The following is a 15,918-nucleotide window of genomic DNA, read 5'->3' as shown; positions in this document are numbered from 1 at the left end:
TCTTCTCTACAAGCCTTATTTTTGCACAGGGAGATACACATAGACACCGAGCACATCAAGGGGTAACTGCGGCTCTACCTTGATATTGCGGATAGTAAGCGACGCAGAGCGGCGGACACGGCGGTGCGCTTCTCGCAACTCTTCAGCATATTTTCTGGCCATTTGCTCCAGGTGTGGCTCAAGGTGCTCCTGATACGAATCAAGCACCTGCCGTAAGAAATGTTTGATCTGTGGTGGAGCAATATTCGCCTCTGCCTGTACCCCAAGCAACGCCTCTATTTGCTGCTCATCCTCAAGCCAGACAGCACTTTGAGGCGCACCCTGAAAGGCAAACAAACGGCAATCCTCGGCCAGTAGTGGCTGTAGCTCTTTCTGCTGACGTGAAGGCGTATGAATCTGGAAGCGAAAGCGTGTCAACAACAACGTCGTTCGCGTTTGTACCTGACTGGTGCGTATCACGCCACATCGCCGAGCAACAGGATCTTTCACCTCTGAATCAAGCGCGGTATCCATCACATAGTTTGCCAGCCCTTCAATCAGCGGGTGGGTTCGATTCACATAGAGCGTTCCCGGTACGCCCGTCTGCTCAAAGCTCAGACGCAGAGATGAAGATCTCTCATTGAGATACATATGCAAATTCATTGCATCACGAACTGCAAGCGGTACATCTGCAAAATTTACATCCAGAATATTCCCGGGCCGCTCTGTCACGAAAGCGCCATAGGCATGTAGAGCATTTGCAGCGAAGCGAGCAACATCATCAGAGATGCCAATGGAAGCTTGTACTGCCTCCAATTCTCGCTGAACCTCTTCAACCTTGATACTATGTTGCGCAAAAATCGTACGCACATTACTTTCGCGTCGAGCCGAGTGATCCCAGTCACGCGAAAGCTGCTCTCTCTGGGAATGAACTGTTTGCTCAAAACCAATGAGGCCAGGCTGTAAAGCGGTCTCCACATAGTCAGAGCCCTGAAGCAACACTTCTTCAAAGAGAGCATTCACAACCTGTTCGCTATCTACAGGCACCGGAACAGAAATTCCCAGTTGACTACGAATCTGGCGATGCTTACGTAAAAGCACATCCAGTACTATCTCATCAATAATATTGTTCTTGCCATAGAAGGAGATGACTTTGATACGGGAGCTAGCCTGACCGAAGCGATCTACCCGGCCTTCACGCTGCTCATGACGCGTCGGATTCCAGGAGAGGTCATAGTGCAAGACAGCATTAAAATAGCCCTGTAGATTGATTCCCTCGCTCAAACAATCGGTACAAACGAGCACGCGCTGCTCATGTTCTGCCAGTTGGAGCACTCGTTCTTCACGCTCAGCCGGGGGTAGTTGTCCGGTAACGGAAGCGACCTCAACCTGCTTTGGGAGTTTGCGTCGTAACTCCTTCGCCACATACTCGGCAGTCGGGATAAAGCGACAGAAGATAATCGGCCGATACCCTTCCTGAACCATCTGTTTCACAAGCTGGACAGCCTTTTGTAGTTTGGTATCTTTCTCCCCTTGCAAAGCTTCAGCCTCTTTTGCCAGTGCTTTCAAGCGGCCCCGTTGTTTCTGCGTGTCAGCTTCATCCTCAATATCACTGCCCGGGATCACATCAATGCCCTCGGTTGCCTCATTATCCACCAGATCAAGCACAGCCTGACTCCCAATACGATCAGCATCCTCTACCGTTTCAGCATCAGCGACCCGTGCACGATTATGTAAAGTCGCGACAGCAGCTGCCGGGCTGGAAGCGATTGAGCGAAGTAGTGCTAGCGCAGACCACCAGCGGATACGTTGTCTATTTTTCTCCCCGCTTTTATCGCGTACTCTCTCGCGAGCATAGCTCATCACTTTCTCAATCAAGCGCTTATATTCCGTCGATGGCTCGTAGCTTTCATCAGTATCATCGCGTTCCGGGAATGGTGTCTCTCGATCAAGGTAGATTTGGATATCTCGACGTCGGCGCTGGATAAAATGCTCTGCAAGTCGACGACGAAGCGGCTCGTTCTCACGTCCCGAAAGCCGGGGTGGTAGCTCCCGAAACTCTTCATTCAAGAACGAGAGCAATGAACGAAAGGCCCCTTCATCACCACTATGCGGCGTAGCAGTGAGTAAGATCATATGACGGTCTTTATGAGCAGCCAGTGCAGAAACAAGCTGAAAACGCTGATGTCGACTCCCACGTCCCTCACCTGAATAAGCACACGTGTGAGCCTCATCGACGATCACCAGTTCCGGACACTGTCGAATAAATTGGTCACGCCGCCTATCAGCCTTGATAAAATCAATTGAAATAATAAGATAGGGATATTGTTCAAACAGGGAAACATCGTTAGGACAATTGCGCTCAAGACGTGAGACCGTGCTCGCAAGCAATAGCTCAGCATCAATATGAAACTTTTCTTTGAGCTCAAGTTGCCACTGTTCAGCAAGATGAGGCGGGCACAGAACTGCCAATCGCTCCACTTCATGACGATCAAGCAGTTCTCTGGCGATCAACCCGGCTTCAACCGTTTTACCAATCCCTACGTCATCGGCAATCAGCAGACGAACAGGGTCAAGTCGAAGCGCCATCAGCAGCGGAACTAACTGATAGGGGCGTGGCTCAACCGCGATGTGCCCAAACGAGCGGAAAGGCCCGGAACTTGAACGGAATCCCAGACGAATGGCATCTCTCAAGAGCTTACCGGTGTGGGCATCTCCCCATTGCTCCGGATCTGGCAACTTGAACTGTGCCGGCCTCACTTCTTCAAGAGGAAGATAAATCCCGGTAATCTCTTCATTTGTTCCTCCTAGCGGACGCAACAACAGCAACTGTTCATCTGATTCCGGTAACACAACCCATTCGCGCCCTCGCGCCTTGACCAATGAACCAGCAGCAAAATTCATGCGTTCCTCCCAAAAAGATCTGCATAGCTCGTAAACAGCTCATCCCATTGCGAGCGTTCTCCAAAGCGAAGCATCAAAGATCCCTCATCTTCTACTGATTCCGCAAGCTCAATATCACGTTGCGCACGCACGCTATCAGAGCCATCAATGTAGATCAGCCCTCCATCTACAAAAAAATCAGGCCGCGCCCGGCAACGCCCTACAGGTTCTATTGCTTTCTGAGGAAGTCGCAAACCATGGGCCTTCAGGCAGGCAAGCCACTCCTGAAGTAATGGATCCTCTTCCTGCTGTGGCAGCGGCTGTAGCCGAGAGAGATCAATATGTGTTGTACAGCCCTTTAACATCCATAGAACATCCTTAATTGACTTGCGATCCAGCAAGCGGTGATCCCGCTGATTGGAATAGGTCAGTAAGCAGTGATAACAGGCTGCTTCGCAGTCTTCGAGAGCCAGTGGAGAATGCTGTAAATCCTCCCCGGTCTCGGGCTTGAAATGACACAGATCAAGCGCAACGTGTACTACCTCAGCTAGAGCCTGAGGCGTATCAATTAACTGACGCAGGACACCAGCCCCCCCTTCTGTTGCCTCATAGAAAAGAATGAGACGACGATCTTGCAGATCTGGTAACGGCTCAGCCGCCAGTTCATTATCTTCGAGTTGAAAACGAACCTGAATAGCACTTTTCAGTGCCGCCTGCAACGAGGCCATCTGTGATAATGAAAGTGACCATTGCGGCTCGAAGAGCAAACAGTTTCGTGTATCCTCTACATAGGGGATCACCCGAGCTTTCTGGCCCGACATGGGATCTTCGGGGTCACCAGCCGAGGTATCATCTTTCTCCCAATAGCCTCGTTCTGTATCCAGCACAAAGCCTTTGATTCTCCTATCTTTGCGCCGTAACGGACCAAAATTGATTCGCCAGAGTAGAGCGCTCTGTCCATACGTCAACTTCACCAGTGGCTCTTCATCTGCGTTCAGAGCAATAGCGGTCAATGCACCGGGTAGTCCATCTCCACGCGGCAAGAACCGTACCCCGGTCCGGATATCGTATCCCTGCCGGACACGCTCTTCTTCATCAGAGTTAATCCTGTCACGCCTGCGCGTCGAAACATTTTGTAAGCGGAACAAACTCCCAGTCGGAGCCGGAAGTTGTGCCTGACAATGCGAACAGACATCATAGCTACGCCCATCATTGAGCGGATGAAGATAGCCGCATTCCTTGCACTGCTTGACGGCAACGGTTAAAATGCTATGGCGATCTTCACGCATCCCCAGAATAGAGCGATTAATAATATACCGTGATCCTTCATGGTAGATAATTGCACGTGGGGCAAACTCTGAGATTGCCAGGAAGCGCGGGCGCGAAAGGTACTCATCCCTTTTTGCGTGTCGGGCGGGAATATAGGCCGAGAGTGGTAGCCGAGGGAAATTATATCCTGGCAGAAAGCCCTCACAGGCAAAATAGCGATAGCTATAAAACTCCGAGAATTCAGAGCGCTCTTTTACATCGTCAGTATTGGCTGTCAGAACATTAATCTGGACCTCGGCCTCCCGACGCAGCGTCTGCGCATTCTCACGGTCTTTTTGTGAGCGTGAGAGATCTTTTGCAATCTCGTTTTGTCTATCTCGCTGTGCAATTGCTGCTAGCAATAAACTACGCCAACGTTCACAGGCAGCATCGAAGCGCTCCTCAATCCGAGCCAACTCTTCGCTCAGCCAGTTCTCGGCGTACCAGGGAGCATTGAGTACAGTCAATTCATTCTCTTCGAGCGTCCGAAAAATACGTCGTGCTCGTTCCTCGGCGCGTTGGCGTGTATTCACATCACGTAACGCCTCTCGAACCTGCTCTCTCAATGCGAGCGAAGGCGGATTCCCTTCTATCTCCAACACCCCTTTCAAGGAATCATCTATTTCAAGACTTGATTCCTCTAGCCAGATAGCATGCACATGTGAGCGTAAGAGATCTTCATTCGCAAGATCGATCCGGGGAGGCATTACCGAACCACTGACCATATCATCGGGATGCTGAAAGAAGTATTGATCGTGCGAATTGCCTGTCGAACAATACGAGAATACCAACGCGGGCTGTCCACTGCGCCCCGCCCGCCCACTACGCTGCGCATAATTCGCCGGGGTTGGCGGAATATTACGCATATTGACGACATTGAGATCCGCAATATCAATACCTAGCTCCATAGTCGGCGAACAGTACAGGATTGGTAACCTGTTCTCCCTGAATTCCTTTTCCCGTTCTTGACGCCGTTCTGAAGGGACTTGTGCAGTGTGTTCTGCCGCGCGAATACCAAGCAAGGGACGCAAATCCTCAGCACTTTCTCGATAGAAATGGAGAAAGAACGTGTTGACCCCTCTCTTTGACTCTTCAGGCATTCTGGGTGTTCGCAATGGGTCATAGTATGGCTTGACGCCATCACCCGCATACCAGATCATATTTGCAGCAGGAAGTTGATAACCAGGGACTCCTTCACCGGAGGCCTCGGTCACCTGCCGGATCATCTCTTCTTCCGCCAGAATAGCAAACAAATCCTGAATTAACTCATCCAGTTCTGACCGCTGCAAGCTTATCGAATAGGTGTTGAGAACACCTTTCAAATACACTCCAAACGCACTGAACCCGGAAACGTAGATATCACTGCGCTCATCCCCCGGTTTACGCCGACAGGGAAACATTCGCGTCGCAGAGATCAGATGTTCATTCTCGTCAATCGCCCAGGGGGCAATAAGATACTGGCTGCTCTGCTGCTTGATTTGCTCCTGATACGAGGACTCTAGAAAGTCAACTTTGATTGCTAGCTCACGCCGCATATGATCCAACAAGGCCTGACAAATAGCATAGCGGTCTTTTGGAGACAGAGCAGCAAGCCTGCTATTCCGCTTCCATGGAGCATCATCGTTACAGATATCATCCAGACTCAGATATTTGATCTCCAGCAAACCACACTGCTCAAGGTTCGGTGTTGTGATACGCCAGCCTCGTCGCAAATCGAGGTAGAGCCTATAACCAAGCACAGAACGCAAAGCTTTATCCACATTGTCTCGCGTAATTCGCTTTGGATTCTCTACCGCTGAATATTTCTCCGTAGGTAGCTGAAGCGCCTCAAAGACACTTTGAGTCAGACGATCATGCTCTATCCCGGCCTCCCCGGCCTTCATCACAGCTCGATACAGGGCAGAGCGTAAAATGACCATATCGATAAAATCATTAAAGTGGCCAGCCTGAAGGGATGCATCCTGTCGATTGTCGGTAAAACTCAACATTTTGGGGTCAAAGGCAATATCTACCCCCTGTATCTTTGCAGCACTTAAATGCCGAACAGCAGCCAGGCTGAGAATTGTTGTCGCGGTACTTCTTCCTTCAGAACTCAACTGGGCAAGCTTTTCAAAATCACTCCGACGAAATGAGTTATACGTAATTTCACATTTGAAGCAGTATCGGAACGGCGCTCGTATAAAATAGCAGCCAGTACCATCATCTCCCGTCGTAACGGTCCCATCTGGACGCAAACGCAGCGCCTTCGGACGATGTTTACGATAGGAAGGCAACAAGCGCAGCTTCCCTCCGCGTAACTCTTTCCACTCATCAGGAAGCATATCATCTATGCGCTCACGATCATCAGTCCAGTCTTCCTCAGGCACGATATAGAGAAAACCAGGCTGACCGGTACGCTCTTTTTTCTCACTTGTCTCTTCGTCATCCTCTTGCAAGTGATGCATATCTTGCGGTTCACGCAAAACAACTGTCTCTTCGTCCTGCCAGCGCACACAATAATACTCTTGCCCACATTCTCGGCAAAAGACCAGGGGCAGAAGGACACGGTTACGGTCCCCAGGCGCGAATTGCTGATATTGAAGCGTCACATGGCGCAGTTCATTCGGCTCCACTGTTGCATAGACAGTATCGCCTTTACTGATAAATTGATGCAATCGAAAAGCAAAGAGTGGACGCCCTGTTGTTGGATCTTTGATTTTTTCATAGCCTAACAGCAGCGCTTGTTGAATCACTTGCATGCATCGTGCTTCAGACAATCCTGTTATTTGTTGAAGCAGGGTTGTCGCACTTTGTGCATCACCAGCAATACGACGTGGAGTATTACGGACCCAGCGTCCCTGGCGCCGCGTAATTCCCAGTGTACTTTCAAGCCAGATCGAGAGAGGATCAGCGCAAAATTCCTCATATGTCTGCGGGATTGTCTCTTCATACTGGTGCACACGTTCTATAAGACGCTGGCGGAAGTCGCCGCTTGTCTCATCGACCTGTGCAGTAATTCGCTTCAGGGTCTCCCCGATCACATGCTGAGAACGAACAGGACACCCAAAAAGACGAGAAGCCATTCGTGCCACTTCCTGCCGTTGTTCATCGTAGTCATCTCCACTCGCAAGCGTCGCCGATGTCCCCACACACTGGAGAATTTCTCCAGGGGGAGTCAGACGCTCGCGCACCCGGCGCACCAGCAACGCAACATCGGCGCCCTGCCGGCCACGATACGTGTGCAACTCATCAAGCACCAAAAAACGAAGATTAGCTCCACGCAACAGATTACGCTCGCGAGGTCGTGTGAGAATGAGTTCAAGCATGACGTAGTTTGTAAGCAAAATATCTGGCGGATTAGCAATAATACGTCTGCGCTCCTCCTTGCTCTCCTGCCCCGTATAACGCTCAAAAGTCACCTCTGGGAAATCGCCCAGATACTTCTGCAATTCTCCCAGTTGGCTATTTGCCAGCGCATTCATTGGGTAGATAACAATTGCCTTGATTCCCGGCCTTCTTGGTTGACGAAGCACATAATCTACAATAGGGATGATATAGGCAAGACTCTTTCCCGAGCCTGTTCCTGTAGTAAGCACATAGCTTTCATTTGTCCTCGCAACTCGAATTGCATCTTCCTGATGACGATGCAACTGGAGCGGTAGCCCCTGCGAGTTTTCTGATGTCTTGTCACGCCGAAAGATTGTCTGACAGGATGGATGCAGTATCCCTTCTCGCACCAGCTCATCAATGGTACAGCCTGGTTCAAAGCGGGGATTGAGTTGAAGCAGGGGCATCGGCCAGAGGACTTTTTGCTGGAACAGCGACTCCTCCACATATCCTTTGATCAGGGGATTCTGGATCTGAATAAAGCTTTTTACATACGAAGTGTAATCATCTATCAGCTTTTGATGGAGCTCAAAAATATTCATGGGTAAAACCTCAGTAAGGGAAGACACTCTACCATATCTGGATTATAGTAGCTACTCACCAATACTGTCAACAAAAATTCCTGGTACTTGTTCCTTACCTTGACTCCTTCTCTGTTTTCGCGTACACTGATTGAAGCGCTTACAGAAAGAATTCGTATTACAGGGTCCAGGAAACAGGTTATGAATTATCTCTTGCCCATCTCTGAGGAGATTTATCAGAAACATATTGCTCCATTAACGCCTCGCTTCATCCTCACTCATCCAGCAGTACATCTTCAGGTGAATGACGCAATTATTCCATTCGAAGAATCGGGGCAGCAACACATTTTACCTCTTATCTACCGCGTTACCGCCGTCAACCGTACCGCCAAAACTATTTCTCTACAACTTATTGATTTCTGTCAACATACCCTTCCCTTGAAGGAGGCCTTTACCAGAAATATACTTATCAGCCAGGAAAAAATGGGTGACTCGCTTCGGATTGCACCCCCTGAATTTGAAGAAGTAAAAAACGCTATGGGTGGAAAACGAAGAACAGAGCAGGAACTGCTTACCTCAATCCGAAACTATATTACAGCACGGGGATACTACTATGATGAGGAAACATTATACAACTACCACATCTGCCTGAAAACACGTCCCCTTGTAATCCTTGCAGGCTTATCTGGCACTGGAAAATCCAAACTCCCACAGCTCTACGCCGAAGCACTTGGACATAAGCCTCGCTACCTTCGCCTTCCGGTACGCCCCAACTGGAATGATGACCGCTATCTTCTGGGCTATTTCAATACCATCACCGGTGAATACATTCCTGAACCCGCAGTTGAATTCATCCACGAGGCTGAAACCGATCCATATAACCTCTATTTCTTCTGCCTTGATGAAATGAATCTCGCCCATGTCGAGTATTATTTCTCCCAGTTTCTAAGCACTATGGAAGAAGAACAACCAGAAGATCGGCGCATCCAGCTCTATAGCAAATACCTCTGGGAACGAGCACAAAAAGGTGCGGACCCATTTCCGTATCAACTGGTGATTCCTGAGAATCTCTTTTTTACTGGCACTATCAACGTTGATGAAACCACAAAACCAATTAGCGATAAGGTCATTGACCGCGCCAATACGTTGGAATTTTTCTCGGTTGATCTGGAGAAAATGCCCATTCCTACAACTGTAGCGCCTCCCATCTCAATCGCGGCCTCTACCTGGCGAAGCTATCGCATTAACACGCCAGATCTCTCATACCGAAGCCAGATTATCGAGATCAACAAACTGCTGAACCGCGCCGATCTCGGACTTGGCTATCGGGTACTCCATGAAATTGAACTCTATCTGGCAAACAGCATTGAACTGCTTGAGCCTGATACAGCCTTTGATTTGCAAGTAAAACAGCGCATTCTCCCACGTATACGAGGTGCAGGGTATAAAATTGAACAGCTTCTCAATGACCTACGCGCCTTCTTGCGACAACAGAACTTCCCTCGTTCAATACAGCGTCTGGAAGAAATGCAACACAGGTTACAACATGATGGCTACACCAATTTCTGGCGTTAATCGCTGGCTCACAATCAATCAGAAACCGCTCCGCTTTCATCCCGAAGACGAAAATGAGGGGCTAGCAATTCGCGAATTCAGCACAAACTACATTCGCCTGACAAATGAAGCTCCTGCACAGGTTACAATAGTGATCGATGGGGAAGAACTCCAAACAGCCCGCTATGGTATCTGGCAATGGAAACCCGGAGGCTATGCCGGTCTGTATCGTATCGAGGTCCTTTCACCAGGGCTTCCCACCAAGACGGCTCTGGTGCGAGTCTTTCCCCATAAATTGACGCAGCATCACTACGAACAAATGCAGGACGAATTGAGTAAACTTGCCCTCGATTTGCTCTACAGCCTGGACTCTCCAGCCATTGAACGAACAACACTGGCCAAAAAGCGCTATGAACCATCACCATTGCAAGAATACTATATCATTCAACAAATTGTTAAGCGTATGTGCCAGGTAATTGCAGATATTCGGCGTGACCCGCATTATACCCTTCATACACAACAAATCAGGCTCCAATTGCATGAGATTACCTATTTCTCCCATGATATACATCCGGTGCCAGGAGAGCATATTGTGTCCCCTCAATCACCATATCCGATACTCCCATCTTATTGGAGCGGAGAGCAGAGCTATCACACCTACGACACTTATGAGAACCGCCTGTTAAAACATTTTCTCCTCAAACAACTCAGTCCCAGGTTAGACCACATTCAGGAAAGCGCACAGAAAGAGCTACTGCGTGTTGAGTCGCGGTACAAATATTACCATAATCCCGAAGATAAAAGAAAAAAGCAAAAGCTTCAGCAAGCCATTGCAGAGTGTCAACGTATGAAGCTACAATGCGTCCATTGGGCAGCAGAACCATTTTTACGCACAGTTTCTTCGCTCACGGGCATCAACAAAGCAACACAGATGCTTCTCAAGCATCCGCTCTACAATCGATTTTATCAGCTTTATCTTAAGTTCCAAACACAACTCAAGAAAACATACTCAACAGACAAATATGTTACCGAGATCTCTTTGCGTAAAGTGAGCGAGCTCTATGAGATGTGGAGCATATTTACCGCAACCCGTATTCTGGTTGATGAGCTTAAGCAGGCGGGCTATCACATGATCTCCAATGCTACCTTCTATGAAGTAGAAACTGATTACTTCGAGTTCGATGTGCGTAAAAATACGCCTGCTATTATCATGACTGACGGAACCTACACCGTACAATTTATCTATGAGCCAGTATATCCTAACAAAGCAGTTGTCCATCACCGATCTGCGCTTGCCGTAGACGCACCAAACGTACCGAACAAAGGACACCGAACGCCAGATTTCGCTGTTGAAGTGTATCAAAATGATATTCCTCATAGCGTACTCATCTTTGATGCCAAGTATCGCTACGAGAAACAGGGGCGAGGCCAATTCGCCCCAAAGAGTGAGGATCTGGAAAGAATGTCTCACTACAAAGACGTCATCATTTATAGAAAGTACACTGGCGGCACAGGAACAAAAGCCTACAAAGATTATGATATTGTAACAAGCGCTTGCATCCTCTACCCGGGTAATCACCTGTACATAGGGAGAAAGTATATCGGAGCCTTACCCTTCTTCGTTGGCATGTCACCGCAGCGTATTCAGGCCGTACGCCAGGCATTGCATGATCTCTTAGCTCTTGCAGATCTTATTCAATAGAACAGAAGAACAATGCTATTTTTTACCCTGCACTAGCAACCTGATACATTCCCTGAATCCCTTGAGAATGCTTTACCGCAAGACAGCCAAACAAGCACTCCCTGAGTCAGTAAATCTGATTCCAGAATCACTTCTATCAACCACTTATAACCTTCAGGACCTCAGAGGGTGAGCAACTGAGGGATCAGCAGGAGGGGGCTCTAACCGCGTTTGATACATCGCTCCCTGCTCACTCGCCTCCTGAAGGGCATCATAGATCTCCAGAATCACACGCCTGCTTCGATACTCTCCATTGCGCTTCTCGTCTTCCTTCTTCACCAACGGAAATGTCTCCATGATAAAGGCGACATCTTCCCGCGCCACCCCGTAGAGGTGGAAGAATGCCGCATCCAGCTCACAGCGCAAGAGAAAGCGCCGCTCCTCATCCCAGCGGAAGGGCGGCCCCGCATACCCACACTCCCGCGCAAACGCCTCCAGATCCCATGCCGTATAGGTCAGCTCAAGCGCCCGCGGCAAGATCCACTCCCCAAGCGATACACCCGGCTGCCACACACATTCCTGCTTATACGTCTCTGGTGGGAGGACTGGAAGCTGCTTCAGAATGAAGAACCCCATGCTCGTTCCTCCCACTTTCTGACGGGCCACATAGTCAAAAACAAATGAAGAGAAATGGGATGCCAAAAGCAGAAGGGCGAAAGGATCTTTTGGTTTGACATACAGAAGCGGCGTTTTATGGTTACAAGCCACCGCAGGAATGATACTGAAGATAGCCGTTCGCACATCGGTTGAACGCGCAATATCCCGAAAGGCAAGCAAAGCAGTCTGCTCTCGCAACACATCAGCATTCATATCCCGTTCATGGATCCAATAGCGTGGTAACGGCACCGCAAACGGATCACGCCGATCTATCCCCTGTTCTGCCCCTTCTGCTGTTGTGGTATAGCCACCAAAGCGATGATCGTAGTGCGAGATCATCTTTCCCTCATACAATGGATAACATTTCTCGTTTCCTCTATAGAAGATATTTCCTCTCAGCGTCCAACCATCCTGCTGAAGCTGGGTATAGGTATGAAAGAGATGGGAGTCCGACGCCATATTAAACATCGTTGACAAAGTGGCACTCCATAGGTTGAGCATCTCTTTCCCATCTTCTCGAATGAAGATAGGAACTCGTTTGTACAGTTGCTTTGTCAGTTCTGCATCTCGCTGCGAACGGAAAATCGGGCAGGTTCGCGTGTTCGGATTGAGCAATGCTATCTCTTCTGCTGTGAGCACAAAGGCACGCTCCTCTGCCTTCAGTTCCGTCGGATCATGCAGGAAAAAGGCAAAGCGTGCCCCTTGCATCGCCGGTCTCTCCGTTCCACTCAACGTGAGTAGACTAAATTTCATGCGACTATCCACAGCGGGAAAAACCTTGTTGCGATTCTCAAAATCATACAAGCTGACCAGTGTCCTGCTGTCCATCAAATCCTGAAAGAAGACCTTCGTGGTATCATCAGTGGCAATTCCTGACGGCACAATACAGCCAATGCGTCCCCTCGGATGCAAGATCTGACGCATACACTCCGTAAAGATCGAATAGGTGTTAATTTTGCCTACAGCACACAGCGGATATTTTCCACTATGACGAATAAAATGGCTCTTCCCTTGAAATTTCCTTTTCTCTTCCTGAAACTCTACATACAGAAGCGGATCCTCTACCAGAAGCCCTTGTATCATCTTTTGGCGCTGGGCGGCATTGCTCGCATGCGCGATATCAGGTCTTCCGCTCGCAACAAACCATTCCTGTTCCTTGAGTTCATTTGTCTCCCACGGGGGATTTCCCAGGACCACATCAAAACCTCCCGACCAGCCCGTCAGCGCATTCTCCGGCTCCTCATTCCCCGATGGCACTTGAAACACATCTGGAAAGGCCAGATGCCAGTGAAAAAACTGATACTGCTCCGCCAGACTCTGAATATACCGTCGCTGTTCCTCCCTCACAGAGTCCGGATTCTGCATCGCCCGACGAAGCACATTTTCATTCATCTCCAGGTCATTGTTCTCTGCTGTCTTCTTCCATACAAAGGCTGCACACCACATATCCGCCCACAGCTTGCTCTGTACATAGTCGCTTGAGGACAAGGATAATCCATAACGGGCCTGCTTGCGATGCACATTTATAATTGTATCATCATCGATTGCCTCCATCTGAAATCTCGCTGCTCTTACATTCTCCAATCTTTCCCTTACAATCGCCCCACTTTCCTCCCACAACATTATCTGGCTTGTCCCTTTTTTCGACCTTTCCCTATATTCCTTGTTCTTCTTCTTATAAATGCTACAGAACTTCCTGTCATCTCCCTCAAGTGGCTCAAACGCTTCGTTCGGTATCCCATTCTTGAGCAGCGCCGGCGTAGTCCCAAGCAAGCTGTTGCCACATTGAATATGCGCATCCAGAAACGAGAGCGGCTTGCCCGGCTCCAATGCCTCCAACCATAGATTCACCTTGCACAACTCCACCGACATCGGGTTGATATCCACCCCATAAATGCAATGCCCGATCACATCTCGCAACGCTCTCCTCACCTCCCTCTGGCTCGGCTCCTCATTCCCCGCTCGAATCATCGCCAGCCGTCTCGCCATGCGCCGCGTTGCTGCTAGCAGGAAATGCCCGCTGCCACAGGCTGGATCACACACCTTGAGTTGCAAGATCGCCTGCTCTGGATCTGGGTGCTCGCACGCCTCCGCAAGCACCGGCTCTAACGCCGAATCCAGCAGACTCTCAACCAAGCTGCTTGGTGTATAGTGGCTCCCCGATGTCTTCCGCTCATTGCCGCTCACCGTTTTCAGGATAAACTGTGCCGTTTCAATGTTGAGGTCTGGCTGCAACTCCAATAAAGATTCATACACACTGCCCAGTTCTTCCGCTCCCAGATGCCGATAGTCCACCGCTCTCCGTACCGATCCTTCATAGGTAAAAGCCAGAGAGCGTACTGCCTTCAGCAGATCCTGATTGCTCAGGACACAATCCAGCACATCGGGCATCGCCTCCTCGGAAAACAGAAAGCCATTGAGCGCCGGTAACCCCAGGTCCGGACACCCCGTCTCCCATCCCAGCCCCTCCATCACCAACCGCAAGCCATGATAGAGATCCGAATGGCGTGACCCCAGACGCCGTTCTGCCAGCCAGCGGAGCCGGGCTGTCGAATAGTAACGCTTGTACCGCTCTCGCGCCTCTTCCCTCGCTTCGGGATGCAGTAACACCTCTCGATCCTCCGCCACAAAGAGCACTATCAGCCGATAAACAAAGCGCAACACCTGCCGATAGTATTCCTGCGGCTTGAGCTCACCGCTGCGCAGCTTCTCGCGCAACCGCTGATTGGCTCGATGCGCCAGAAACCCGCTCCCCAGCGCACGGATCGCCTCCTCAACCCCATCACGCAATTGTTCAAGCGCTCGTACCCCTCGCTTCTGCGCCTCTTGTGCCCACTGCTCCAGCCAGCACCGTTCTGGCTGTTCCTCCGCATTGACACGCGAGACATGACAGAGCAACCACAACAGGGTAAACTCGGCATAGTTCTCGCTCTCCATCATCGCTTCAAAGTCAAACTCGATATAGGCCTGACGAGTTAAGCTCACATTTTTGCGTAAGAGGCGCAGGCGCAGCCCATTGGAGACAAAGCCCCACAGCCCCTCTGGCGAGCGCCCCAGGTATTCCTGAACCAGACTGAAGGCGCTCTGTCGTGCTCCACCGGAGCTTCTCACCACCTGATCCAGACCGATATGACACCCGATCAGATGGATCGGTACCCCAAACCAGAAATGTGAGATTGGATAGCTTTTCCCCTCGATCTCAATGGGTTTCGCCCCCTTCAGATGGCCATAGCCAAGTCTCTCAAAAAGAGGTAACAGCCAAAAACGTCGTGTAATCGATCCCTCGGAACCAGAGACAGTTATTCGCTGTCTCGCAGCTCGAAAGGCCTTCCAGGCCCGTAACAGATGCTGCCAGGAATCACTGATCGCCTCATTGAGCCTCATATCAAACAGGTTATAGTCTTCCGCGCTCAATCCGCCCAGACCAGAATCAAGATAAGCGATCCGCTGCAACATCTCCACAGGAAGCAGCGCTCCTTCACTGGTCACACAGGTAAACACGGGAGCTTTTGCGTACACTCCGATCTTCCTCACAGAATCCCTCCCCCAAAGCAGAGAAGCGAGCACTACAGCTCAATGTTGATTATGGAAAGAAAAGGTAGGCTGGCAACATTCCCGAAATCCGCCACTACTACCATTAGAAATCACCGAAATACTATCATTCCTCTTCCCAACAAATTAGCATCGTAACTTATCCCTTACCAGAATTACCCCTCGTATAATACACAATATTGCCCTTACCATCTTACACTTATACATTCCAACATGTGAATAACAACAATAGGAGCTTTTTTTATTATATTATTACCTGTCATGAATATATTCTTAATATTGCAATTTAGCATGAAAAAGAGATATTGTGACCGAATAGCCTGAATGTTTACTTATGCCCCTTTATATCTTTCGATTAACGTCACAATCAGGACAGATGAAAAAATTCATATTTTTCCGCATCCAAATGAATAAAGT

5 protein-coding genes are annotated in these 15,918 nt (G+C 49.5%); 2 read left to right on the top strand and 3 right to left on the bottom strand.

Features of this window, described 5'->3' with window-relative positions; genetic code table 11:
• Positions 1 to 15: 15 nt before the first annotated feature.
• Together KTH_RS32035 and KTH_RS32030 are read right to left on the bottom strand one after the other, a co-directional pair.
• On the bottom strand, positions 16 to 2,883 hold the full coding sequence (locus KTH_RS32035) for a DUF8741 domain-containing protein (protein ID WP_497622952.1): 2,868 nt from the start codon (positions 2,881 to 2,883) through the stop codon (positions 16 to 18).
• Complete coding sequence (locus tag KTH_RS32030) at positions 2,880 to 8,078, bottom strand: DEAD/DEAH box helicase (RefSeq protein WP_111326700.1); 5,199 nt, start codon at positions 8,076 to 8,078, stop codon at positions 2,880 to 2,882. Before KTH_RS32030 ends, KTH_RS32035 begins: the two co-directional genes overlap by 4 nt.
• A gap of 180 nt (positions 8,079 to 8,258) precedes the next feature.
• Between KTH_RS32030 and KTH_RS32025 the strand changes: the two genes are divergently transcribed.
• Positions 8,259 to 9,632, top strand: coding sequence for an McrB family protein (locus KTH_RS32025; RefSeq protein WP_111326698.1), 1,374 nt, complete (start codon positions 8,259 to 8,261; stop codon positions 9,630 to 9,632).
• Positions 9,604 to 11,313: a DUF2357 domain-containing protein gene (locus KTH_RS32020; protein WP_497622949.1), complete on the top strand. Its 1,710-nt coding sequence runs from the start codon at positions 9,604 to 9,606 to the stop codon at positions 11,311 to 11,313. The genes KTH_RS32025 and KTH_RS32020 overlap by 29 nt, the downstream gene beginning before the upstream one ends.
• A 153-nt stretch (positions 11,314 to 11,466) precedes the next feature.
• Here the strand turns inward: KTH_RS32020 and KTH_RS32015 are convergent, their stop codons facing one another.
• The gene (locus KTH_RS32015; RefSeq protein WP_218029612.1) at positions 11,467 to 15,468 is read right to left on the bottom strand and encodes an Eco57I restriction-modification methylase domain-containing protein; all 4,002 of its coding nucleotides are present in this window, start codon (positions 15,466 to 15,468) and stop codon (positions 11,467 to 11,469) included.
• Positions 15,469 to 15,918: the final 450 nt, after the last annotated feature.

It is taken from the genome of Thermosporothrix sp. COM3 (assembly GCF_059696735.1).
Note: the sequence above shows the minus strand (reverse complement) of the source record. Positions and strands in the feature narration are given on the sequence as shown.